This is a genomic window from Minwuia sp. (assembly GCF_048007105.1).
Taxonomy (GTDB): domain Bacteria; phylum Pseudomonadota; class Alphaproteobacteria; order Minwuiales; family Minwuiaceae; genus Minwuia.
Window position 1 is genome coordinate 1,246,912 of the sequence record NZ_CP180352.1, and the last position, 22,710, is coordinate 1,269,621.

Here is a 22,710-nt window from a genome sequence, read left to right on the forward strand (position 1 = left end):
GCCGCTCGTGGTAGGCTGACCGGACCCGAACGGAGGACAGCACGATGACTGGACTGACCGAAGCCGGCCGGGACGTGGTCCGCCAGGCGGCGGACCGTCACGGCGTCAGCGCCGAAACCGCCGAAGCCATGCTGCATGCGGTTATCCGCGGCAACGGCACCATGGCGCAGTTCAACATTCCCGAACTGGGCGGCAGCGGCCAGTGGCTGGCCGGCGGCATGACCATGGTCGGCGACATGTTCAACTACGGCCTGCAGGCGAAGGTATCCAACCTCTGCCAGGATCTGGCGCAGTCGATGAACGGCCCGCGCCTGATCGAACAGCCGCCTGCGGGTACGTTCGGCAGTTCGCAGGGCTGGTGGCCCGAGGAATTGGGCCAGCCCAGCTCGACCGGCAGCCAGAACGACATCGCCTATGCCGTCTTCCCGTCGTCGCGGCGGCTGGCCATCCGCTATGGCGGTCGGGTGCACCTGTTCGACACGAAGGATCACATGATCGGCGGGGTCTCCCAGAGCCAGCAGGGCGGCGGGCTGTCGGCGCTCAGCTTCCAGAGCCAGTACGGCACGCTCTCGGTCGTCGAGCTGCCCCGCGCCAGCGAGCCGGAAGAGACAGAGAAACCCGTGGCGCCGGAAGCGGTCGAGCCTGCGGATGCGGCGGTGAAGCCGGAGGCGGCGACCGTTGAACCGGAGCCGCACGAGCCGGAACCGGCCTCCGAAGCCGTGCCGCCAGCACCATCGCCGGCCCCGGCGGCAGCGCCTGCGGTCTCCGGCGGCGATGTCGACGCCATCCTGAACACCATCGAACGGCTGGCCTCACTGCGCGACAAGGGTGCGCTGACCGAGGCCGAGTACGACGCCAAGAAGGCGGAGCTGCTCGCCCGCATCTGACGCTTCCGGTGGACCGGAAGCTCTGAAAGGATGGGCCGTCCGGAACGGAGGGCCCATGTCCGACACACGATCCATCCCGAAGGAAGCCGACGTCGTCGTCATTGGCGCCGGTATCCATGGCACGGCGACGGCTTACTATCTCACCCACCGCAACATGAACGTGGTGGTCTGCGAGAAGGGCCGCATCGCCGGCGAGCAGTCGAGCCGCAACTGGGGCTTCGTGCGCCAGCAGGGGCGCGATCCGGCGGAAATTCCGCTGATGATGGAGGCCAACGGGATCTGGCGCGGGCTGGAGCGGGAACTGAACGCCGATCTGGAATGGACCGTCGGCGGCAACATGGTCGTCTTCCGCACCGGGGAAGAGCGGGCCATGTTCGAGCGCTGGATGGAGCACGCGAAGGGCGCCGGTCTCGACAGCCGCATCATCGACAGGTCAGAAGTGGAGCGCATCGTGCCGGGGACGACGCTGGGTGAACTCGGCGCGATCTACACCGCCTCCGACGGCCATGCGGAACCGGCCAAGGCGACGCCGGCGCTGGCGCGCGCCGCAGAAGGGCGCGGCGCGACCTTCCTGGAGAACTGCGCCGTCTTCAGGGTGCTGACCGAGGGCGGGCACGTCTCCGGCGTGATGACCGAGCATGGCGAGATCCGCGCGCCGGTCGTGGTGCTGGCCACCGGGGCCTGGTCGTCGAAGATGCTGAGCCATCTGGGGCTGAAGTTCCCGCAGGTCTGGATCAAGGGCTCGGTCGGTCGGACGGAGCCTGTCGCGCCGATCTCCGAGTCGGCGGTCTGGGGCGGCGTCGCCTTCCGCCAGCGCCAGGACGGTTCGATCAACTTCGCCGTCCGCTCATCCGACGCCGATCTGATGATGCAGACCGTGCTGCATGGGCGGCACTTCTTCGGCGTCGGCAAGCAGCACATGCGCGATTTCCGCATCCGCTTCCGCCGCATCCTGTTCGACACCGCGATGGGGCATTTCTCGGAGCGCGCGCTGGCGCGGGAGCTGACCCGCTACCGCACGCTGGACCCGGAGCCGAACCACGCAGTGCTCGCCGCCGCGCTGACCGATCTGAAGCGCGCGATCCCTGCGGTCGGCGAGGCGGCGACGGCGAAGAGCTGGGCCGGCTATATCGACATGACCCCCGACCTGCTGCCGGTGATCGAGGCGCAGGAGAACCCGCGCGGCCTCATCCTGGCGACAGGCTTTTCCGGCCATGGCTTCGGCATGGGTCCCATCGTCGGCAAGCTGGTGGCGCAGATCATCGCCGTCGGCCAGCCCTCGCTCGACCTCTCCGCCTTCCGCTTCAGCCGCTTCCACGACGGCACGGACCTGACGGCGGGGACGGCGGTGTAGCAGAATGTTCAATTTCTCCACGAATCTATCTATGATTATTCGCGCATAACGTTTGTTCAGGATTGGTCATGGCTGTCAAGCAAACTGGGAAGACGTGTTTTGTCATATGCCCTATTGGGGAAAGTGGTGACGAAGTAAGAAATTGGTCCGATGATGTATTTTTTGGCTTGATCCAGCCTATTGCCGATGACTTTGGATATGTTGCGCGCCGCGCAATAGATGATGCGAAGCCCGGTGAGATCACTAATCATATGATACGAGACATTTTTGAATCAGACCTTGTGATCGCAGATCTTACACTTTTGAATCCCAATGTATTTTATGAAATAGGAATAAGACACATTACGAAGAAGCCTTATATTCACTTAGCTCGAGCGGGCACGAAGATACCATTCGATACAGCAGGTATTGGGACAATATTCATTGAATCAGGCTCATTTTCAGGTTCTGACAGAGCTCGGGACGAATTGAGGTCACAGTTAAAAATGATTGAAGAGGACGCTCTTAATTTTGAAAATCCAGTTTCCAGGTATAGAGAGCGCATCACAATTGAGGAGTCTGGGGATCCAAGCAATAAAGTATTAATCGAAATTTTGGACCGGCTAGATAGAATTGAGTCACATCCGAATATGATTGCCGATCAAATAGAACTCAGAGATAAAAGTCGCCCAAAAAGCGGTCTATTTTTGTCCTATGAGGGCTGGAACTCGCTTCTAAAAAGCGGCGATTTAGACAGTTCTATTGATAAATCAGATCTATCAATAGAAAATTCTTTGAAAAATCAAAAGTATAGACTATTTTTTAATCCAAAAAATAATAAGAGTAAAATAATTTCTTTCGAAAATGATGGATTGATTGGGGATGGCAGAAATGAGAATGAAAATACTTGGAGGGTAAAGAACGGATTCTTAGAAATATTTGGAGAAGATAAAAAGATATTTAGTAGGTTTCTAAAAATGAAAAATGATAACCAATTTGTTGCCATTCAAAATAATGATACAAGAAATATCGACGGTCAATTCATTAAGCCACTTTCGTTATTTGACTAGATTGTTTCTGCGTGCGTGAGATTATTGATCCTGTGGACGAAGGAATTTGACGATCTTGTATCACTCACGAAATGCAGCGCCGTGAACTGCCGCCGCCAGGCTGCGACCTCGGGGGCGAGGGTGGCGGGGTCGTCGGACGCCAGCGCTGCCGCGATCAGGCCGGCGAGGCGCGGCGCGTCGGCGACGGTCATGCCGAAGCGGACCAGTTCGGGCGTGCCGATGCGCAGGCCGTTGGTGTCGCCCCCGACCGGCGGCAGCGGCAGGCCGATGCCGCAGGCGAGGAACCCGGCAGCCCGCAGTTTCCGCGAGGCCGCCTGACCGCCGCCGTACCTGGCCGCCTCGATGCCGAACTGATGCGAGCGGGTGAAGCCTCTTGCCCGCCCGAAGACCGGCACGCCCTCGGCATTCAGCGCCTCCGCCAGCGCCCGCGCCATGGCGATCATCGCCTCAGCGTAGGCCGGGCCGAATTCGCGCCAGTCCAGCAGGGTGACCGCCAGCGCTGCCGACTTGGCGGCGTCGAAATTCGCTGTCAGGCCGGGATAGGCGATGCGGTCGAGCCGCTCGGCGATACCGGCCTCGTTGGTGACGATCAGGCCGCCGGCCGGGCCGCCGAGGCTCTTGTAGGTGCTCATGGTCATCAGATGCGCGCCTTCGGCCAGCGGGTCGGCCCAGGCTCGCCCGGCGATGATCCCGCACTGATGCGCCGCGTCGAACAGAACCTTCGCGCCCACCTCGTCGGCAATCTCCCGGATCGCCCGGACGGGGTGTTCGAACAGGTTCAGGCTGCCGCCGATGGTGATCAGCGCCGGCCGCTCGGTCCGGGCCAGTTCGCGCAGGGCGTCCGTGTCGACCGTGTAGCCGTCGGCGGCGGCCGGCGCGGGCAGGGTCCGGAGACCGAAGAGCCCGGCGCAGCCCGCCTGGTGGTGGGTGACATGGCCGCCGATGGTCGCCGGCGGCGCGATGATGGTGTCGCCGGGCCGGCTGAGCGCCATGAAGGCGTAGAGGTTGGCCAGCGCGCCGGACGGCACGCGGATCTCGGCGAAGCGCGCCTGAAAGACCTCCGACGCGAGCTCGGCGGCGATGACCTCGATCTCCTCGATGGCCTCGAGGCCGGTCTCGTACTTGTCGCCCGGATAGCCGAGCGAGGGCCGGGAGCCCAGCCCCGAGGACAGCAGCGCCTCGGCCCTCGGGTTCATCACATTGGTTGCCGGGTTGAGATTGAAGCAGTCCCGCTCGTGGATCTGTCGGCTGCGTTGCGCCAGCTGCCAGACCTTGTCGAGCAGATCGGGCGAGCCGGCGCCGACTGTGCGGGCGGCGATGGACTGGACGAGGTCCTCCGACGGGGCGGGGACCCAGGAACGGCGCGAAAGGGGCATGGCGGCACTCCGATGATGATCCGCCGATGCTGCCGCGCGGCTACTGGTCACGCAAACCAGATTGCGGCTACAATGACTATAGAAAATCTACGGGTAGATCGATGCCGGTATCGCCGCGAAGGCCCAGAACGCCGCCGCTCAACGCCCTCCGCGCCTTCGAGGCTGCGGCCCGTCTCGGCAGCTTCGCCGCGGCCGCCGAGGAGATCTCGGTAACCCCCGGCGCGGTCTCGCAGCAGATCAAGTCGCTGGAAACCTGGGCAGGGGCGCCGCTGTTCCGGCGCCGCGCGCAGGGCGTGGAACTGACGCCCGAGGGGCGCAGCATGGCGCCGCGGCTGACGGCGGGCTTCGACAACATCTTCGAGGCGGCGCGGATCATGCGCGACCGCAACCGCGGTCCGACCCTGACCGTCGCGGCCCTGCCATCGGTGGCGCAGCTCTGGTTGCAGCCGCGGCTTGCGCGGGTCCGCGGCGAGATGGGCGGCGTGATGGTTTCGGTCTATGCCGTGGAGACGCCGCCGGACCTGCGGCGGAACCTGTTCGATCTCTCGATCTTCATCCGGCCGCCGCGAAACCGCGATCCCGGAAGGGCAATCGAGGACGACGAGATCTTCCCGGTCTGCACGCCGGCGCTGGCCGAGCGGATCCGCAGGCACGGCGGGTTTGAAGGAATGATGCTGCTGGTCGACGAGTCCTGGGCCGACGACTGGCCGCTCTGGGCCGACGCCACCGGCATTGCCTTGCCGGACCTGCAGGCCGCGCCGCGTTTCTCGCTCTACAGCATGGCCATTGCCGAAGCGAAGGCCGGCGGCGGCGTCGCCATGGGACACCGCTGCCTGGTGGCCGGCGACCTGGCCTCCGGCGCACTGGTCCGGCCCTTCGAGGCGACGGCCACGACCGGCAAGGCGCTGGTGATCGAAGGGCCGGATGTGCCGACCGAGCCGGCACGGCAGTTGATGGACCTGCTGGCCCGGGCGTGAGAGGGCGCCGCCGGTTTGATCCCGGCGGCGGACGAGCCATTTCGGTAGACTGGATCCGGAACGAGGCAGGCGATGACGAATGACGGCTTGAAGATCAGGCGGTTCGAGGAACGGGATGCGCCCGCGGTCCGCAGCCTGTTCATCCGGGTCAACCGGCTGCTGGCGCCGCCCGGCATGGAGGATGCGTTCGAGCGTTACATCGAACGTTCGATCGAGGCGGAAATCGGCCGCATCGGTCCCTATTACGCCGAAAGGGACGGGTTGTTCTTCGTCGCGGAGCAGGATGGCCATCTGGCCGGGATGTTCGGGCTGGAGCGGGCCGGGCAGGTCGTGCTGGAACTCAGGCGCATGTATGTCGCGCCCGAATGCCGGGGCATGGGCTACGGCCGCGAACTGCTGGCCGCCGCCGAAGCGGAGGCGCGGCGGCTGGGCGCGGTGCGCCTGATCCTCAGCACGTCGGAAGTGCAGCAGGCCGCCCTGGGCGTCTACCGCTCGTCAGGCTATGCCGAGGTCGCGGAAACTGCAGAGGCGGACGGCTCCAACAAGGTTCTGGGCGGCGGCCTGCGACGGTTCCATTTCGAGAAGCGCCTGTGAGCCGGTCCCCGGAACGGGAACCGGCTCGATCAGGTTTCAGACGCAGACGCAGCGCAGCGGATCGAAGCCGTTGAAGCCGTTCGACGCATAGGTCGAGGTGTAGGCGCCCGTCGATTCGATCAGCACGGTCTCGCCGATCTCGATCGTGACCGGCAGCAGGTACGGCTCCTTCTCATAGAGCACGTCCACCGAATCGCAGGTCGGGCCCGCCAGCACCACCGGCGCCAGCTCGTCGCCTTCATGCGACGTCTTGATCGGATAGCGGATGGACTCGTCGATGGTCTCCGCCAGACCGCCGAACTTGCCGATGTCCAGGAAGACCCAGCGCATCGGATCGTTGTCGTCCTTCTTCGAGATCAGCAGGATCTCGGAGCGGATGATGCCCGCATCGCCGACCAGGCCGCGGCCCGGCTCGATGATGGTCTCGGGGATCCGGTTGCCGAAATGCTGCTTCAGCGAGCCGTTGATGGCCTGGCCGTAGGCGCCGACATTCGGGACGTCGCGCAGGTAGCGGGCCGGGAAGCCGCCGCCCAGATTGACCATCTTCATCTCGATGCCCTGCTCGCCCAGATCGCGGAACAGCTTCGCGCAGGTCTTCAGCGCGCCGTCCCACATCATCGGGTTGGGCTGCTGCGAGCCGACATGGAAGGACAGGCCGTGCGCGATCAGGCCGAGGCCCGGGGCGCGGGCCATCAGACGGGCGGCCATCTCCGGCGCGCAGCCGAACTTCTTCGACAGCGGCCAGTCGGCGCCGTCGCCGTCGCACAGCAGGCGGCAGACCACGCGGCTGCCGGGCGCGGCGCGGGCGATCTTCTCCAGCTCGGCGTCGCAGTCGAAGGCGTACTGACGCACGCCCAGACGCCAGGCCGCGGCGATCTCGCGCTCGCGCTTGATCGTGTTGGAAAAGGCGATCCGGTCGGCGGTGGCGCCGGCCTGGATGGCCATCTCGATCTCGCGCAGGGAGGCCGCGTCGAAGCAGCTGCCCAGATCGGCCAGCAGCGACAGGATCTCCGGCGCCGGGTTCGCCTTGATGGCGTAGAACACCCGCGTATCCGGCATGGCGCGCCGGAAGGCTTCATAGTTGTCCTGGACCCGCTCGAGGTCCATGACGAGGCACGGGGCGTCGTGCGCCGTGCGCTCCAGATAATCGCGAATCCGCTCGGTCATGGCAGGCTCCGCAACCTTTCCGTCAAAAAAGGGCGCCGCTCAGGCGCTGACAAGGTTCTGGACGTAGCCGGGCAGCGCGAAGGCGGCCTTGTGCACGTCCGGCGTGTAATAGCGCGTCTCGAAACCGGCCGCGGTCTGGCGGGCGGCCAGCGTTTCCGCCGTCACCGCCAGCAGGCCGGGATTGTCGGTTCCGAAACCGAAGGCCATCGGGCCGCCGACATAGGTCGGCACGGTGGCCAGGTAGCAGGTTGCGACCTCGAAGAGGCTGCGGAAGGCCCGCATGGTGCCGGTCAGTTCGGCGCCCTGCATGAAGGGCACGCCGTTCTGGGTCACCAGCACCCCGCCATCCTTCAGCCGCGCTTTCGCGTGGCCGTAGAAATGGTCGGTGAACAGGACCTCGCCAGGCCCTATCGGGTCGGTGGAATCGACGATGATCACGTCGAACTGCTCGGTTGCGGTGCGCATGTAGTCCGCACCGTCGGCGATGACGAGCTCCAGCCGCGGGTCGTCGAACGCCCCGTCGGAAACCGTCGGCAGATGCTCCTTCGAGAAGCTGACGACGCCCTCGTCGATCTCCACCATCACCACCCGCTCGATGCCGGGGTGACGGATGGTCTCGCGCAGCATGCCGCCGTCGCCGCCGCCCACGATCAGAACCGACGTCGCGTTGCCATGCGCCAGCACGGGAACGTGGGTCAGCATCTCGTGGTAGATGAACTCGTCCTTCTCGGTGACCTGGGTCACCCCGTCCAGCGCCAGCATCCGTCCGAAGACCGGATTGCGGTACAGCACCAGATCCTGTGTGCTCACGGGCCGGCGGACGAGAATCTCATCCGCCCTGAAGGACGTTTTCAGGCCGCCATGCAGTTCTTCGGTGATCCAGTCGGTCATCCGACCATGCCCTTGCCGCGGCGCACCTCCTGAACATCGACCCGGCCGGCGTTGAACGCCTTCTTCAGCACGGGAACGGCCTTCTGCGGCATGGCATCTCCGCACATGAAGACGTCCAGCGCGGCGTAGCCGTATTCCGGCCAGGAATGGATGGAAATGTGGGACTCGGCCAGGATCGCGACCCCGGAGACGCCGCCATTGGGCTCGAAATTGTGCAGGTCGATGGACAGAAGCGTGGCGCCAGCTGCCTCGACGCACTTCCGGAGGGTCCGGTCGATGTGGGTGATGTCGTCCAGGTACTCGGCTTCCCTGATATCGACAAGCAGGTGAGTGCCGGCGAAGCATTCGCCGTCCTTCACCACAAAGAAATCCTTGCGCGCCTCGTCGGCGCGGTCGTCCAGCTCCAGGCCCTCATCCAGGGCGGCTGCGGTCGTGAAGTCCATAGATCTCGTCCCCATAACGCATGTGACAACGACCCCGGACGTCCGAAGGGGCGGCGGACCGGGGTGCGGATTTTTCTTTTCAGAAAGATGTGCCCTTGCGGGCGGCGGTTATCCCGGGACCGGGCCTTGTTCCGCCTTTGACTTCAGCGAAGTCAGGTCTGTCGTCGCATGAACGGCATGGCAATTCTCCATCAGCCCCCGGCCACCATGGCCAGCGCATTTCCTAAGCCAAACAGAGACGCTCACGCCGTGACGTGGTCCCATTGAAGGGAAGCCCGTGCGATTGCGTTCGGAGCGCGCATCTAATGTCAGGTGACGCCAAAGTCAACCCGGTTCCTTTCGCACCTGCGGAATGTTACCTAGACAGCACAGGAAGCGGCCGGCGGTTCCTGTTCTGGGAACCGTAGCGGGGGGTGCGTGTGGGCGATCAGGTCCGGAAGAATTTCAAGATGCAGGGCCGCGTCTGCGGCGAGATGGGCTCGGATTTCACCCGCCGTCTGCTGCGCATGGCCGGCGACCGGCTGCAGCCGGAATCCGCCGCCGCGCGGCGCATTCTGGACTGGCCTGAAGACCGCGTTCTGGACGATGCGCCCGCGCTCCGCTTTGCCGGCGGCCTGCATGCGCTGGCGCTGTCGGGACGCGATTCGGGACTGGCCGGATACTGGCCGCCGAACAATCCGCCTGAGGATGACGACGCGCTCTGGTCCGCCGTCGAACGCGCCCTGTCCGCCCATGACGAATTTCTGGACGAGTTCTTCCAGCACCCGCCCCAGACCAACGAGACCGCCCGCGCGGCCTGCCTGCTGCTGGGCTTTCAGGAGGCGGCGAGGGAGACCGGTCTGCCGCTGCACATGCTGGAGATCGGCGCCAGCGCCGGGCTGAACCAGAACTGGGACCGCTTCCGCTACAATCTGGGCGGCGCGGTCTGGGGGCCGAAGGATTCGCCGGTGCAGCTCACGCCGGAATGGCGCGGGGCGGCGCCGGAACTGATCGAGGTGCCGAAGGCTGCGACCGCCGCCTGCGATCTGAACCCGCTCAGGGTCACGGATCCGGAGCAGGCGTTGCGGCTGCGCAGCTATGTCTGGCCCGACCAGCAGGCGCGCATGACCCGGCTCGACGGCGCCATCCGCATCGCGCAGGAGGAAGGCGTCAGCCTCGCCCGCGCCAACGCCGCCGACTGGCTGGTCTCGACGCTGGCGCTGCGGCCCGGCGCCCGCACGACCGTCGTCTTCCATTCGATCTTCTGGCAGTACCTGCCGGCCGAGCATCAGCGCACCATCCGCTCGGCCATCGAGGTCGCCGGCGATCTGGCCGACGACCGCGCGCCGCTCTGCTGGGTCCGGATGGAGCCCTATGAGGAAGACCGCCACAAGGCCGCGGTCTACTACACGCACTGGCCGGACCCCGAGCGCCGGGTGCTGGCGCTCTGCGACTATCACGGCCGCTGGATCGAACCGCAGTAGCAAGCGCCCGCCGTGTAGGCAGTTCCTTAACGCCTTGGGCCCCAGACTGGCGGATGGGGAACGAGAAGGCGGGCACAATCATGAACAGAGATGCGCAGACGGGCGGCGCGGAAGTCGTCCTGATTCACGACGGACGACCCTTCGCAGCCAGGCTGTCGGCGCGTCTGGGCGAGCGGTTCCGCATCGGCATCTACACGGTCGATGCGCCGCCGCCGCCGGACCGCCACAAGGGCGCCGCGACGGTCTTCAGCCTGGCGGATGCCGAAAGCGGCGGCGCCGCGGTCCGCGCGACGCTCCGCGCCGAGGATGCCGTCTTCGTCCTTGCCGATGCGCGCCCGCACCAGCGCCAGATGGCCCGCGCCCTGGGCGCCGGCAATGTCTTCGCGGAGGCCGAGCCCGCCCACCTCATCAACGGCGCCGTCATTCAGGCGGTGAACCAGGCGGTCGAGAGCGCCTGGCAGAACCTTTCCGCCGAGGAACAGCGCGCCCTGCAGTCGTCGGTGAAGAGCTTCGGCAGCCTGATGACCGCCGGCCGCAACGGCGAGCCGCTGCCGATGGCCGAGATCCACGCGGCCTGCGAGGACATCCGCGTCGCCCTCGGCGTCTCCGACGTCGACCGCTGGATGAACGCGCTCTCCGGCCATCACGACGGCACCTACCGCCACAGCATGTATGTGTGCGGGGCGCTGGCCTTCTTCGCCCACGAGATCGGCATCAAGGGCAGCGACCTGATGGACCTGACCACGGGCGGCTTCCTGCACGATGTCGGCAAGTCGCGCATCCCGCTGGCGATCCTGGACAAGCCGGGCAAGCTGGACGAGGCCGAATGGGAGACCATGAAGGGCCACCCGGGCTTCTCCCGCGAGATCATGCTGAGGGAGCACGGGCTGGAGGAGCGGATCGTCCGCATGGCCGTGCATCACCACGAGAAGCTGGACGGCACCGGCTATCCGGACGCGCTGTCATCGGCGCAGATCGACGACCCGACGCGGCTGACCGCCATCGCCGACGTCTATGCCGCGCTCACCGAGGAGCGCGCCTACAAGCCGGCCATGCCGAAGGAGAAGGCGTTCGGGATCATGTCCAGCTTCAAGGGCCATCTGGACATGGACCTGCTGAGCCGATTCCGCGAGTTCATGCTGGACTCGTCCAGGGAGACGGCCGCGGCGCCGGCGAAGCTCAGCGCCTGACTCCCGTGGTGCCTACCCAAGTGCGACCAGCGACGTGACCTTCGCCCGGTAGAACGGGAAGTAGTCCGGCGTTCCGAAGTGGTTGCCGCCCTCGACGGACAGGGGCAGGCGGTAGCCGTCCTTCTCCTCGAAGTCCGACGGCACGCCCCCGAAAGGCTGCAGCCGGTAGACGCGCCCCGGATTCTCGTTGCTCCAACGCTGGATGCAGACCGTCAGCGGCCGGCCGTCATCGGCGACGACGATGTCCACGGCCTGGCTCAGTCCGTGCGCCGACACCACGGCCCGCGCCGTGTCCGGTCCCGCCTCCGACCATGTCACGCCGGGTCCGGGCAGAAGGGCCGCCGGCGTCCAGAAGGCGGCCTCGGCGACGACCCTGCCGAAGGCGGACCGGAAGTGATCCGGGTTTCCGGAGACGCGGGCGACGGGCACGAGCCCGAAGAGCCGGAACCGCGACCATGACCCCTCCGGCAGCATGGCGTCGGTGCCGGAGATCGCGCCGGCGCCCATGCGCCAGACCAGCCCCGCGGGACAGGCCAGAACCTGATCGGCCACGAACGGCCTGTATCCCGGCTTCTCGCGCGTGCCCAGGCCGATCTCGCCCCGAAGGCCAAGGGAGACCGCCCGGTGAAGTGGCGCGCCGGGGCGGATCATGTATCCGAAGTAGCGGCGCGCAGGCTCCGGCAGGTGCCCGACCATGGCGGGGTCGAAGCGGGCGCCGCCAGGCGGGGATGATACCGACAGCGATCGCCAGGCTGCCGCGTCTCGGCGCCGGTCGGCCAGGCGCAGCAGCAGCAGTGCGCCCGCGGCCGCGACGCCGGCCGATCCCGCCGCCCACAATACTGTCTGGAGGATGCTCACGCCGGGAACATACCGGACGGCTGGCGGCGCGTCCCGGACGGTGCGGCTTGCCCGGCCCCGCCAGAAGCGCGATTGCAGCGCGGCGCAGTTTCGGTTATCTCAGGCGTTCCGGCGAGGACCCGTAGCTCAGCTGGATAGAGCGCTGCCCTCCGAAGGCAGAGGTCACAGGTTCGAATCCTGTCGGGTCCGCCATTTTCCAACATCTCTGCTGTATGGCTTCGAACTCGCCAGTCGATATCGTCGTCCGGTGACACCTCATGATTGCATAATTGAATGTTTGACAATCTACAATATGTTCTTATCTTGTTCGCTTCAATGTTCTAGATTTCGTGGCGGTGTCGATATAGCCTGCCATATGTGGAGGTGAGCATGAGACGAACGGCGATTGATCTCTTCTGTGGGGCTGGCGGGCTCTCGGAAGGATTCCGGCAGGCCGGTTTCCATGTACTAGCCGGCAACGATATTGACGAGGCTGCCGGGCGGACCTATGCGGCCACACACCCTGAAGCGGTATTCTTGGGGGGGGCAATTCAGGATATCGCACCTGAGATGTTGCTGGACGCGGCGGGCCTCAAAGTCGGCGAGTTGGATGTGCTTATCGGCGGCCCGCCCTGCCAAGCGTATTCGGTCTACAACCATCAACGTGGTCTGCACGATGATCGGGCCAATCTATTTCGGGAGTATCTGCGGCTTGTTGAAGGCCTGCAGCCGAAGTGGGTGGTGATGGAGAATGTCACCGGTATCATTTCCATTGCCAACGGCTCCATCGTCGACACGATCAAGGCCAAGTTCGGCGAGTTGGGATACCGGGTTGAGCACATGGTTCTGAAGGCGGAAGATTTCGGTGTCCCGCAGGAGCGACGGCGTATCTTCTTCATCGGCACAAGAACAGATGCCGAAATACAGTTCCCGGCACCGACACATGGACAATATGGCACGCCGTTTACGACTGTTTGGGATGCCATAGGTGACCTGCCGTTCGTCGAGAATGGTGAGGATCCGGGTGTGACCTCATACGCAGCGTCTCCCAAGGGTTGGTATCAGCATTATGTTCGCGGCAACGCAGTTGAGTTGCACAACCATTCCGCCCCTAAGCTCGGTCAAGTGAATCTCGACCGTCTGCGGCATATTCCGGAGGGCGGATCGTGGAGAGACATTCCCTTCGACATGTTGCCTGCAGGCATGAAGAAGGCCAAGCGCAGCGATCATACGAAGCGGTATGGCAGGATGCGACGCCATGGCCTTTCTTGCACGGTCCTTACCAAATGCGACATTCACTGGGGGGCCTACATCCATCCTATTCAGAACCGGGCCATCACGGTTCGCGAAGCCGCGCGGCTCCAAAGCTTCCCTGACTGGTTCAAATTCGTTGGATCCAAGACTGAACAGTACGTTCAGGTGGGCAATGCGGTGCCACCGCTTTTGGGTCGCAACGTGGCAGAAGCTATAGTTCGGGCGTCAGAGATTCGCCACGGAGCCAGTCCGGGTGAGTTAGAGGGGAGCGTAGCGGCCTGATCGAAGGGTGACGCTCTCTTCTGAGAGGAGAGCGCATGGCAAAGCGTCAAATCCGCAAGGTGTCCTATGGCATCGCAGAGCTATACGGCGAGCGGTTCAATGCAATATCGAATGACAGACGGATTGAGCTGCTCGATTCAAAGTCACCGCCAGATTGCCCGCATTTGGTGAGCTTCCCTCGCCTGGCTCCCATCGATCAGAAGTCCAAGTTGCCTAAGACCCAATGCAGCAAGAAGGGAGGCGTATGCTCTCTTCGAAGCTACATCGACGGTAGTGATGGGCAAAAATTTGGCGACATAACAACGACTTGTCCGAAGCGGTTCTATCAAGACGGGCGGGTCTTCAAGCGCATCGGCGGGTTGCTTTTTGACAATGAGGACGCACTTATTATCAACGAGGTGCCATTCCTGAAGCGGAACGACGGATCTGGCAGCGAAGCTGAAGATACAGGGACCAAGACCGTCGGAAAGATAGACATGGTGATGGTCGACGATTCCACGGGCCGACTGGATTGGTGTGCCGTGGAACTCCAGGCTGTGTATTTCTCTGGTGCCGAAATGTCGAAGGACTATTCGGTCATCCGAAAGCACTCTGGTAACGGGGTTCCTCAGCCTGGCGGGAATCGCCGCCCCGATTTTCGAAGTTCAGGCCCGAAGCGCCTAATGCCTCAGCTGCAGACCAAAGTTCCCACGTTAAGGCGTTGGGGCAAAAAGATGGTGGTCGTGGTCGATCGGCCATTCTTCGATGCGCTCGGAGCGATGGACGCGGTTCCTCACATCTCAAACTGCGACATCATATGGTTCATCGTCAGATATGAGGAAACGGACGGCGCATTCGGTGCCGAGCTAGTTGTCGATGACATTAGGTTCACTACGCTCGAACGGGCGGTCGAGGGGTTGACCGCAGGCACGCCGACAACACTTCCAGAGTTCGAAGAAGGCATTATCAAGAAGCTCGGAATTGCCGACTGACCGTTTCTCAAATGTTGAGCCAACGCGTTCGCGCAACATGGCCTCGATATCATCAAAGGATACAAAGCCTGAGATGATAGTGCGGAGGATTGTCCGACGACTCGGCTATTCGGGCTACCGGCTCCACAGAAAGGACCTTCCGGGCAAACCGGATCTGGCTTTCATCGGACGACGGAAAGCGGTCTTCGTCCATGGATGCTTTTGGCATCAGCACAGTAATCCCTTATGCAAGCGCAGCCACGTCCCACAATCCAGACTCGAATACTGGGAACCGAAGCTGATCCGCAACCGGGAACGGGACCGCAAGAACATCGAAAGCTTGGAAACAAGAGGCTGGCGAATTCTTACTGTGTGGGAGTGTCAGACCAAGGACCTGAATTCACTGAGCGAGAAACTACTCAAATTCCTATCTGATCAGTAGAATTGCCCTTGTTTTCGGCTCTCTTAAAGCATGAACGCCGTAGGATAGGGTTTATTGAAGCAACGACGAATATGCCGCGTCAATTTCCTCGAAACACCGCTTCCCGCTTTTCCATGAAGGCCTTCATGCCTTCCTTCTGGTCCTCGGTCTGCATCAGCGGCAGCAGCTGCAGGTAGACGTGGTGGACATGCTCGGCGAAGGGTTCGCTGAGGCCCATGCGCATCATCCGTTTCGCTGCCTGCACGGCCAGCGGGGCGGAGCCTGCCATCTCGGCGGCGAGGGTGGCGGCGGCTTTGTCCAGGGCCTCCGGCTCGTGCACCGCCGAGACCAGCCCCATTTCCAGGCTCTCTTCGGCGCTCAGCGTCCGGCCGGTGAAGATCAGTTCCGCCGCCTTCGCCCAGCCCAGCATCCGGGGCAGCAGCCAGGTGCCGCCGCTTTCGGGGACGATGCCGCGTTTCGTGAAGGCTGCCGAGAGCTTGGCCTTCGACGACATCAGCCGGATGTCGCAGCCCATGGCCATGTCGAAACCGTAGCCCGCCGCCGAGCCGTTCAGCACGCAGAGCGTCGGCTTGTCCATCTCGTGCAGCACCGTGGGCGGCGCGTTGCGCAGGTCGATGGTGGTGCGCACCGGGGCGTCGGGGTCCAGGATCCCGCGGCTGCCGCCGCTCTCGTCGCGGCGCAGGTCCAGCCCGGCACAGAAGGCGCGGCCGGTGCCGGTCAGCACCACGACGCGGACTTCCGGATCGTCCCGTGCGTCCAGCAGCCGCGCCGAGACCGCCTCCAGCATGGCCCGCGAGATGGTGTTCATCCGCTCGGGGCGGTTCAGCGTGATGGTCGCGACGTGGTCGCGGACCGCGTAGAGGACTTCGGCGTCGGCCATGGCCGCTCTCCTTCCAGATGACGTCGGGGGCGTCAGGCGGTCTCGCGCGCGACTTCGGCGTCGAAGTCGCCGGCGGTGCTGTTGGCGCGGTCGCGCCAGTGCGGGTAGTGCTCGACGAAGGTGGCGATCATCCGATCCAGCGGCGGTTCGGCGAACTCGCCGCGATAGTTCAGATATTCCATGTGCCGGTTCCCGGCCTTGTCGATCGGGTGATAGATCGAATCCGCCGTGCCGTCCCATTCCAGCGGCTTCAGCCCGAACCTGTCGCAGAGCTCGACGTTGAAGGCGGGAGTCGACTTGATCCACTGCCCGTCGATCAGGGTCGAGGTGTAGCCGTGCCAGTAGAAGATGTCGGTCTTCATCCGCTCCCGCATCTTCTCGGTCGACATGTGGTTGCGCACGTCGGCGAAGCCGAGCCGGGCGGGTACGCCGGCGGCGCGGCAGGCGGCGGCCATCAGGATCGCCTTGGAGACGCACCAGCCGCGCCCCTCGGCCAGCACGCGGGTCGCGCGCAGCCCCTCGACATCCAGCGCCGAGGTGTAGGGGTCGTAGCGGAAGCCGTCGCGCACGGCGTAGTAGATCTGCACCGCCTTCTCGCGGATCGACGCGTCCGGATCGTGGTTCGCCCGGGCGAAGGCGACGATGTCCGGATGCCCGCTCTCGACGGTCGGCCCGGGCGTCAGAAAGGCTGTGAGATCTTCGGTCATGGCGTCCTCCCGCATTTGCCCGGCAGTGTAGGGTGGCCACGTCCCAGGCGACAGCTACCAGACGCCAAAATGCTGCCCGGAGATCGTCCCGATGCCTCACCGGAAATGTCCGGCTCGACGGGTTGACACCGGAAATGAGCTGCGACAGGACTCGGCCATTGTCCAAGTGATCGAGGGAGGTATTTGTGCCTTTGGTTCGTAGAGTTCTGGCATTTGTCTGGGCAGGTATATTGATAATGGCGCTTGCGGCCTGTCAGACGACGCAAGACAATGCCGAACGTGCCCAGCTTGATAGGAATGAAGTCAGTGCATTGTTTATTGGAACGCCCTGGCACGGACCCAGCGGTGCATTCCTGTTCAGAGACAGTGGTACCTATACATACAAGGACTTCCACAGTGCGACGCCGCGGGGCACCTGGGAATATGAGATGAACGCCGCCGGCACGCTGGAAGGCCAGACCACCGACTACACCTTCTACAGGCGTGCAGACGGCAGCTACGAGTATTTTCACAGCCGTTCCGGGAAATTCTATCCGGCGACCCCGAACCAGCCGCCATTCCTGTGACCGACTGAACGCCTGCCCTGTGCGGCGGCATTGCCGAACCCGTCGCGATGAAGTCCCACGCGACCGGTACGGCAATACGGAGATCATCGAGACAGATAACCGTTCTGCTTGACCTTTCACCAGCCGGACAAACGCCGCAACCATACGGTGGCGGAAAGGGCCGTGTGCGCCACGATGCTGACGTTCTGCCTCGCAATGGCTGCCTGTACGGGGAAGCCGCCCCAGACGGTATTTGAACCGGTCGCGGCCAGCATCAGATCCACTCCGCTCTGGATCGATACCGATATGGTCTCGCGTTCCAATCAGACTGCCGACATCGATGATGTCCTGGCGGTTCGGATGATCCTGAATGCCCGCCTCGCGGTTGAAGGTCTGTCCACCGCGAGCGGCAACGCCTCCGCCGCCGCGACGTGGGAAAGCGCGCGCCGGGAGTTCCGGGATCTTCCGCTCCATCGTGGAAGGCCGGGGACGTCCTGTCGCAATCCGGCGGTCGCGGGGCTGCTGAAGGCGCTTCGTCAGGGATCACTGACCGTGCTCGCTCTCGGGTCGCTCACCAATATCGCGCAGGCGATACGCTGCGACCGCAATGCAGCCTCACGCATCGACCGCGTCGTCGCTGTGGCGGGCCGGCGTCCGGGCGAAGCCTTTCGTCTGGGCGAGGGTCTCTGGGATCGGGAACTGAGAGATCTGAACTACGAAACCGATCGCGACGCATTCAGAACGGTCCTCGAATCCGGTGTGCCGCTTCATCTGGTCCCGTTCGCGGCCGGCAATCAGATCCGGCTCGACTTCGCTGACCTGCGGACGCTTCCGGACCGGCTGCGCGACCGGGCCTGGAGCTGGATGCTGATCCTCTGGTTCGTGGGCGGCGGCGCCACGCTGCCAGCCTTCGACCAGGCGGCCGCATCCTATCTCATCTGGCCGCATCTCTTCCGCTGCTCCGACGTGAGCATCGAAGCCGGCGACGATCTCTTGCTGCACGAATCCATGGGTCATCGGGATTCCACCTCCAAGGTGTGCATGCCGCGCCGTGCGTCCCGCCTGAAGCGGGTCTTGCTGAGGTTGCATCGATAGGCAGCGGTGAGCGCGACGGTCGGAACCGAGTCGGGACGGAAGCCGTCATTTGCGCGTGAGCGTTCGGACTGCGCTGTGCATTGCCCGTCATGCTACCTTGCGCCCGCCAGGCTGCGCCGTTGAAATGGCGTCTGACCCGACCACGGAGCCGCAACAATGACCGGACCCGATTTCGACCGGGACGCCAGTCCCGACGCCATTGCCGAAAGCCTCGAGGAACACGGCTATGCCATTGTTCACGAACTGGCGGACGCGGCGACCATGGCGCGGCTCAACGCCGACTTCGATCCCCATGTCGATGCCGTCCAGTTGGGGCAGACCGACTTCGCCGGGCACAAGACCAAGCGCATCAACAACCTGATCGCCAAGTCGGAAACCTGCCGGGAGCTTGCCATCCATCCGACGCTCATGGGCGTCTGCGACCGCGTGCTGCTGCCCTACTGCGCGCGCTACCACCTGCATGTCACGCTGCTGGTGGAGCTGCAGCCGGGCGAGGCGGCGCAGGGGCTGCACCGCGACGGCATGATCTATCCGGTGCGCTTCCCGACGATCCCGATGACGGTCGGCACCATGTGGGCCTGCACCGACTTCACCGCCGAGAATGGCGGCACCCAGGTCGTGCCCGGCAGCCACCGCTGGGCGCATGAGCGCGAGGCGAAGCCTGAAGAAGTGATCAACGCCGTGATGCCGGCCGGTTCGGTGCTGATCTACACCAGCAACCTGATCCACGGCAGCGGCGCCAACCGCTCCAACGGCGTCCGCCGCGGCGTGGGCCTGCACTACAATCTCGGCTGGCTGCGCCAGGAGGAGAACCAGTTCCTCTCGATCCCGCCGGAGAAGGCCGGCGAGATCCCGCACGAGGTGCTCAAGCTGATCGGCTACGACTTCGGCGGCCCCTATCTGGGCTTCGTCGAGTCGGGCCATCCGCTGACCCTGGCCGACCCGTCCCTGCCGCGCGACATGGACCGCACCGGCGGCGAGGCCACCGTGGCCCGCAGCAACGCCATCAGGCCGCTGCGGCTCGGCGACATGCCGGAAGGAACCTGGGACTGAATGCAGGCGGCACGGGGCCGCGTCAGCCGTCCTTGGCCGCGTCCCAGTCGTCCCAGTGCAGGATCGTGTCCAGCGGCGGGCGCTTCGCCGGCTGGAAGTCGGTGCCGATGGTGTAGGCCACCGGCAGCAGCCCGACCTGCATGACGGTCTCGGGGATGCCGAGCAGCTCGGCGGCCTCTTTCTCATGCGCCAGGTGCAGCGTGGTGAGCGCGGAGCCGAGGCCGCGGGCGCGGAGTGCGAGCTGTAAGCTCCAGACGGCCGGCCAGATCGAGCCCATCAGCCCGGCCCAGGCCCGCGGCGGCGGGTTCTCGGGCAGGTGGTCAATGCGGATGCAGGGGATGACATGCACCGGCACGTCCTGCAGCCGCTCGGCGAGATATTGCGCCGAGCCGAAGACGCGCGCGTCCTGCGACTTGCCCGCGGCCGCGGACTGCTTCTCGCCGTCGCTGAGATAGTTGCCCGCGCCGCGGCGGTAGAGATCGGCCAGCGCCGCGCGTTTCGCCGTGTCGGTCACCACCATCCAGCGCCAGCCCTGACGGTTGCTGCCGGTCGGCGCCTGCTGGCTGATCTCCAGGCATTCGCGGATGATCCCGCGCGGCACCTCCCGCTCCAGATCCAGGCGCTTGCGCACCGCGCGCGTGGTCGTCAGCAGGCGGTCCGTCTCCGCCAGATCGAATGTGGTCATCGAACCCTCCCCGGTTACTGGGGCCAGTATGCCCACCCCCGCACCGGCTTCACAGGCCCTTCGCCCTCGCGTTGCTCAGCTGTCATGACCGTTATTCGCGGAGGCCGCCTATCTGTTCCAGAAGCGCCGCGCGAGACCGGTCCAGCAGGTCCGGATTGGTCCGGTCCGAAAGCGTCTCTCGCGGCTTGCGGCCCAGGAAGTAGGCGATCCTCTCGGCGTTGGCGCCGCTGGGATGCGGCAGGCCTGCCAGTATCCGGGTCCGGCTGACGCCGGCGCGGTCGACCGCTTCGGTCACGACCTCCGTCACCTTCGGACCCAGCGGGACGATCACCGCGCCGTCGAGCTGTCGCAGTTCGTCGACCAGCACCCGGCTCCAGACCGCTTTCAATATCTCCGTCTTCATCATTGACGGACTGCCGGAGTAGTTCGCCCCATCGACGAAAGTGGCGTAGCGGATGGCGGAGGCGAACTGGACGAGGTCGTAGCGGTCGTCCCAGAACTGGCCGGTGGAGCGGATGCCGAGCAGGCCGTTCACGCCGACGAAGTCGAGAAGGCTAACCAGATTGGCCCGCAGCGGGCCGGAGAACGCAGCGTGCTTCTTCGCCGCGGCCAGCGCGGTGGCCGGATCCGCTCCTGCCTTCAACTGTCGGGATGCCTCCAGCACGGCGTTGCGCATCTGGTGGCGGCCGGGCGTGATGCCCACGATGGCGATGCGTGCCAAAGGATTGACGTGGTCGAAAGGCGTGTAGGCGATCTCGATCCGGCGTCGGCCAACGATCTCCGCTTCGATCAGCAGCCGGTCGGGCGCATCGATCTCGCGCCGAAGCTCGGCCTCGCTCAGTTCCCTGAGCAGCGGCTCGTATTGTCTGAAGGCCGCGTTGACCATGGTATTGCCGCTCCGCCGGAACCCGGCAGCGATCCTAGCGTGTCCGGCACGGCGCCGCATGAATGACCCGCATGCGCCCGCCGCGGCTTGTCCGGCAGGCGCGGCTTTGTGATAGGTTCCCCGCCAATCGAACGAACGCGATCCGGGGGAGACGACCATGGGCCTGCTGAACGATCAGGATCTGATCGACCGTATCTTCGAGCACATCGACGGCAAGTCGACCGACGCCGGGGGCGAGGTCTGGCGCGAGCCGGTGGAGAACTATGTCTCCGAAGAGCGCTTCGCGGCCGAGATCCAGGTGCTGCGCCGGGTGCCGGTGCCGTTCTGCCCTTCGGATGCGATCCCGAACGCCGGCGACTATGTGGCCCGGAATGCCGCGATGACGCCGCTGATCGTCGTGCGCGGGGACGACGGCGTGGCCCGCGGCTTCCGGAACGCCTGCCGCCACCGCGGCATGCCGGTGGCCGAGAATGGCGGCGGCTGCGCCCGCGCCTTCCAGTGCCGCTACCACAACTGGACCTACGGGCTCGACGGCGCGCTGAAGCACATTCCCGGCGGCGCGGCGGAGGGCTTTCCCGGCCTCGATCCGGCCGAACACGGGCTGACGCCGGTTCATCAGGTACAGGAGCATGGCGGGGTCGTCTTCATCACCCAGGACGAACCGATCTCCGACGGCGCGCTTTCGGAACTGCCGGAGCTGTTCACGCCCGAACAGAAGCTGTTCAACAATCTGGAATTCTTGGACCAGGCCAACTGGAAGCTGATCGGCGAGACCTCGATGGAGGGCTATCATATCAAGGCCCTGCACAATAAATCCTTCTTCCCCTACGGCTTCGACAACCTCAATGTCGTCGAGACCTACGGTCGCAACAGCCGCATCGTCTTCCCCTTCCGCCGCATCGAGAAGCTGCGCGACAAGCCGCGCGAGGAACGCCGTCTTCAGGGGATGGTGACTGACGTCTATCAGCTGTTCCCGAACACGCATGTCTCGGTGCTGACGGACCATTCGATCCTGATCATTCTGGACCCGGTCTCGGTGAACGAGACCCGCTGGGTGGTCTACCAGATGAGCCCGAAGGCGGTGCCCGGCCGTGAGATCGACATGGAGCGCGTGAAGCGCGATGCGAATTTCGTGCAGGACACCGGCCTGATCGAGGACCGCGAGGCGGCGAAGGGCATCAACGACCACATCGCCAGCGGCGCCAACACCCATCTGACCTTCGGCCGTTTCGAGCAGGCCATCGGCCATTTTCATCGCCACCTGACGGCCCATGTGGAGATGCTGGAGCAATGACCGGCACGCCGATGCGTCTCGACGCCTGGCACGACTACGAGCAGAGCCAGGACCCGGCCATTCTGGACCGGTTGCTGCATGACGACGTTGTCTTCCATTCGCCGGTGGTGCACACGCCCCAGCGCGGCAAGGCGATCACGAAGGCTTATCTGGTGGCCGCGACCCGGGTGCTGTTCAGCCCGGATTTCCGATATGTCCGCACTTTCGATTGCGGCGAGCGGACGGTGCTGGAATTCGTCACCGAGATCGACGGCATCCAGATCAACGGCGTCGACATGATCGAGTGGGACGCCGATGGCCGGATCACCGACTTCAAGGTCATGGTCCGCCCCTTGAAGGCGATCGAGAAACTGCACAGTCTCATGGCCGAGATGCTGCAGAAGATGGCCAACAGGGGCTGAGAGCCGTC

At 64.5% G+C, this 22,710-nt stretch carries 24 protein-coding genes and 1 tRNA gene; 16 read left to right on the forward strand and 9 right to left on the reverse strand.

All coding sequences use genetic code 11. The features are described from left to right. Positions 1 to 44: 44 nt before the first annotated feature. The 3 genes from ACMVY4_RS05895 to ACMVY4_RS05905 all read left to right on the forward strand — a co-directional run bounded on the left by ACMVY4_RS05895 (position 45) and on the right by ACMVY4_RS05905 (position 3,290). The gene (locus tag ACMVY4_RS05895) at positions 45 to 887 is read left to right on the forward strand and encodes an SHOCT domain-containing protein (protein WP_416899248.1); all 843 of its coding nucleotides are present in this window, start codon (positions 45 to 47) and stop codon (positions 885 to 887) included. Between the two features lie 55 nt (positions 888 to 942). After that, positions 943 to 2,241: an NAD(P)/FAD-dependent oxidoreductase gene (locus ACMVY4_RS05900; RefSeq protein WP_416899249.1), complete on the forward strand. Its 1,299-nt coding sequence runs from the start codon at positions 943 to 945 to the stop codon at positions 2,239 to 2,241. A gap of 68 nt (positions 2,242 to 2,309) precedes the next feature. Beyond that, positions 2,310 to 3,290, forward strand: a complete 981-nt coding sequence (locus tag ACMVY4_RS05905) for a hypothetical protein (RefSeq protein ID WP_416899250.1) — start codon at positions 2,310 to 2,312, stop codon at positions 3,288 to 3,290. Here ACMVY4_RS05905 and glyA read toward each other — a convergent pair. Further along, positions 3,287 to 4,666, reverse strand: a complete 1,380-nt coding sequence (glyA, locus tag ACMVY4_RS05910) for a serine hydroxymethyltransferase (protein ID WP_416899251.1) — start codon at positions 4,664 to 4,666, stop codon at positions 3,287 to 3,289. The two genes, ACMVY4_RS05905 and glyA, sit on opposite strands and share 4 nt — an antisense overlap. 101 nt (positions 4,667 to 4,767) lie before the next feature. On the opposite strand from glyA, the gene ACMVY4_RS05915 reads away from it, so the two are divergent. After that, complete coding sequence (locus tag ACMVY4_RS05915; protein WP_416899252.1) at positions 4,768 to 5,643, forward strand: LysR family transcriptional regulator; 876 nt, start codon at positions 4,768 to 4,770, stop codon at positions 5,641 to 5,643. A gap of 72 nt (positions 5,644 to 5,715) precedes the next feature. Beyond that, positions 5,716 to 6,237: a GNAT family N-acetyltransferase gene (locus ACMVY4_RS05920; protein WP_416899253.1), complete on the forward strand. Its 522-nt coding sequence runs from the start codon at positions 5,716 to 5,718 to the stop codon at positions 6,235 to 6,237. A 36-nt stretch (positions 6,238 to 6,273) separates the two neighbouring features. Here the strand turns inward: ACMVY4_RS05920 and ACMVY4_RS05925 are convergent, their stop codons facing one another. Genes ACMVY4_RS05925 through speD form a run of 3 tightly spaced genes read right to left on the reverse strand, consistent with a single transcriptional unit; the run spans position 6,274 to position 8,738 of the window. Further along, on the reverse strand, positions 6,274 to 7,404 hold the full coding sequence (locus ACMVY4_RS05925) for a type III PLP-dependent enzyme (protein ID WP_416899254.1): 1,131 nt from the start codon (positions 7,402 to 7,404) through the stop codon (positions 6,274 to 6,276). Positions 7,405 to 7,443: 39 nt separating this feature from the next. Further along, a complete protein-coding gene (speE, locus tag ACMVY4_RS05930; RefSeq protein WP_416899255.1) occupies positions 7,444 to 8,295 on the reverse strand; it encodes a polyamine aminopropyltransferase in 852 nt (283 codons plus the stop codon). After that, positions 8,292 to 8,738 (reverse strand): adenosylmethionine decarboxylase, encoded by a 447-nt coding sequence (gene speD / locus ACMVY4_RS05935; protein ID WP_416899256.1) that lies wholly within the window; start codon positions 8,736 to 8,738, stop codon positions 8,292 to 8,294. Before speD ends, speE begins: the two co-directional genes overlap by 4 nt. A gap of 419 nt (positions 8,739 to 9,157) precedes the next feature. Between speD and ACMVY4_RS05940 the strand changes: the two genes are divergently transcribed. Together ACMVY4_RS05940 and ACMVY4_RS05945 are read left to right on the forward strand one after the other, a co-directional pair. Beyond that, on the forward strand, positions 9,158 to 10,201 hold the full coding sequence (locus ACMVY4_RS05940; RefSeq protein ID WP_416899257.1) for a DUF2332 domain-containing protein: 1,044 nt from the start codon (positions 9,158 to 9,160) through the stop codon (positions 10,199 to 10,201). Between the two features lie 80 nt (positions 10,202 to 10,281). Beyond that, the gene (locus tag ACMVY4_RS05945; protein WP_416899258.1) at positions 10,282 to 11,391 is read left to right on the forward strand and encodes an HD-GYP domain-containing protein; all 1,110 of its coding nucleotides are present in this window, start codon (positions 10,282 to 10,284) and stop codon (positions 11,389 to 11,391) included. Positions 11,392 to 11,403: 12 nt separating this feature from the next. Here the strand turns inward: ACMVY4_RS05945 and ACMVY4_RS05950 are convergent, their stop codons facing one another. Next, on the reverse strand, positions 11,404 to 12,249 hold the full coding sequence (locus ACMVY4_RS05950) for a DUF6544 family protein (RefSeq protein ID WP_416899259.1): 846 nt from the start codon (positions 12,247 to 12,249) through the stop codon (positions 11,404 to 11,406). Positions 12,250 to 12,364: 115 nt separating this feature from the next. Between ACMVY4_RS05950 and ACMVY4_RS05955 the strand changes: the two genes are divergently transcribed. The 4 genes from ACMVY4_RS05955 (at position 12,365) to ACMVY4_RS05970 (ending at position 15,156) form a co-directional block, all read left to right on the forward strand. Continuing rightward, positions 12,365 to 12,441, forward strand: a tRNA-Arg gene (locus ACMVY4_RS05955). Positions 12,442 to 12,618: 177 nt separating this feature from the next. Next, positions 12,619 to 13,764: a DNA cytosine methyltransferase gene (locus ACMVY4_RS05960; protein WP_416899260.1), complete on the forward strand. Its 1,146-nt coding sequence runs from the start codon at positions 12,619 to 12,621 to the stop codon at positions 13,762 to 13,764. Between the two features lie 35 nt (positions 13,765 to 13,799). After that, entirely contained in the window at positions 13,800 to 14,735 is a 936-nt protein-coding gene (locus ACMVY4_RS05965) for a NotI family restriction endonuclease (RefSeq protein WP_416899261.1), read from the forward strand. Continuing rightward, positions 14,725 to 15,156: a very short patch repair endonuclease gene (locus ACMVY4_RS05970; RefSeq protein ID WP_416899262.1), complete on the forward strand. Its 432-nt coding sequence runs from the start codon at positions 14,725 to 14,727 to the stop codon at positions 15,154 to 15,156. Before ACMVY4_RS05965 ends, ACMVY4_RS05970 begins: the two co-directional genes overlap by 11 nt. Before the next feature lie 79 nt (positions 15,157 to 15,235). Here ACMVY4_RS05970 and ACMVY4_RS05975 read toward each other — a convergent pair whose 3' ends face one another. Both ACMVY4_RS05975 and ACMVY4_RS05980 read right to left on the reverse strand, forming a co-directional pair. Then, complete coding sequence (locus ACMVY4_RS05975; protein WP_416899263.1) at positions 15,236 to 16,036, reverse strand: enoyl-CoA hydratase/isomerase family protein; 801 nt, start codon at positions 16,034 to 16,036, stop codon at positions 15,236 to 15,238. Between the two features lie 32 nt (positions 16,037 to 16,068). Then, positions 16,069 to 16,743, reverse strand: a complete 675-nt coding sequence (locus ACMVY4_RS05980; protein WP_416899264.1) for a transglutaminase domain-containing protein — start codon at positions 16,741 to 16,743, stop codon at positions 16,069 to 16,071. 428 nt (positions 16,744 to 17,171) lie between these two features. Between ACMVY4_RS05980 and ACMVY4_RS05985 the strand changes: the two genes are divergently transcribed. The 3 genes from ACMVY4_RS05985 (at position 17,172) to ACMVY4_RS05995 (ending at position 19,436) form a co-directional block, all read left to right on the forward strand. Further along, the gene (locus tag ACMVY4_RS05985) at positions 17,172 to 17,309 is read left to right on the forward strand and encodes a hypothetical protein (RefSeq protein WP_416899265.1); all 138 of its coding nucleotides are present in this window, start codon (positions 17,172 to 17,174) and stop codon (positions 17,307 to 17,309) included. Positions 17,310 to 17,417: 108 nt separating this feature from the next. Next, positions 17,418 to 18,383, forward strand: a complete 966-nt coding sequence (locus ACMVY4_RS05990; protein ID WP_416899266.1) for a nucleoside hydrolase — start codon at positions 17,418 to 17,420, stop codon at positions 18,381 to 18,383. Between the two features lie 156 nt (positions 18,384 to 18,539). Further along, a complete protein-coding gene (locus ACMVY4_RS05995; protein ID WP_416899267.1) occupies positions 18,540 to 19,436 on the forward strand; it encodes a phytanoyl-CoA dioxygenase family protein in 897 nt (298 codons plus the stop codon). A 22-nt stretch (positions 19,437 to 19,458) separates the two neighbouring features. Here ACMVY4_RS05995 and ACMVY4_RS06000 read toward each other — a convergent pair whose 3' ends face one another. Next, complete coding sequence (locus ACMVY4_RS06000) at positions 19,459 to 20,121, reverse strand: nitroreductase family protein (RefSeq protein ID WP_416899268.1); 663 nt, start codon at positions 20,119 to 20,121, stop codon at positions 19,459 to 19,461. Between the two features lie 91 nt (positions 20,122 to 20,212). Further along, on the reverse strand, positions 20,213 to 21,007 hold the full coding sequence (locus tag ACMVY4_RS06005) for a hypothetical protein (RefSeq protein WP_416899269.1): 795 nt from the start codon (positions 21,005 to 21,007) through the stop codon (positions 20,213 to 20,215). 157 nt (positions 21,008 to 21,164) lie between these two features. Here ACMVY4_RS06005 and ACMVY4_RS06010 point away from each other — a divergent pair, with 157 nt between their 5' ends. Then, positions 21,165 to 22,301, forward strand: a complete 1,137-nt coding sequence (locus ACMVY4_RS06010) for an aromatic ring-hydroxylating oxygenase subunit alpha (RefSeq protein ID WP_416899270.1) — start codon at positions 21,165 to 21,167, stop codon at positions 22,299 to 22,301. Then, positions 22,298 to 22,702 carry a nuclear transport factor 2 family protein gene (locus ACMVY4_RS06015; protein WP_416899271.1) on the forward strand — a complete coding sequence of 135 codons (405 nt, stop codon included), beginning with the start codon at positions 22,298 to 22,300 and terminating at the stop codon, positions 22,700 to 22,702. Before ACMVY4_RS06010 ends, ACMVY4_RS06015 begins: the two co-directional genes overlap by 4 nt. The last annotated feature ends 8 nt before the right edge of the window (positions 22,703 to 22,710 follow it).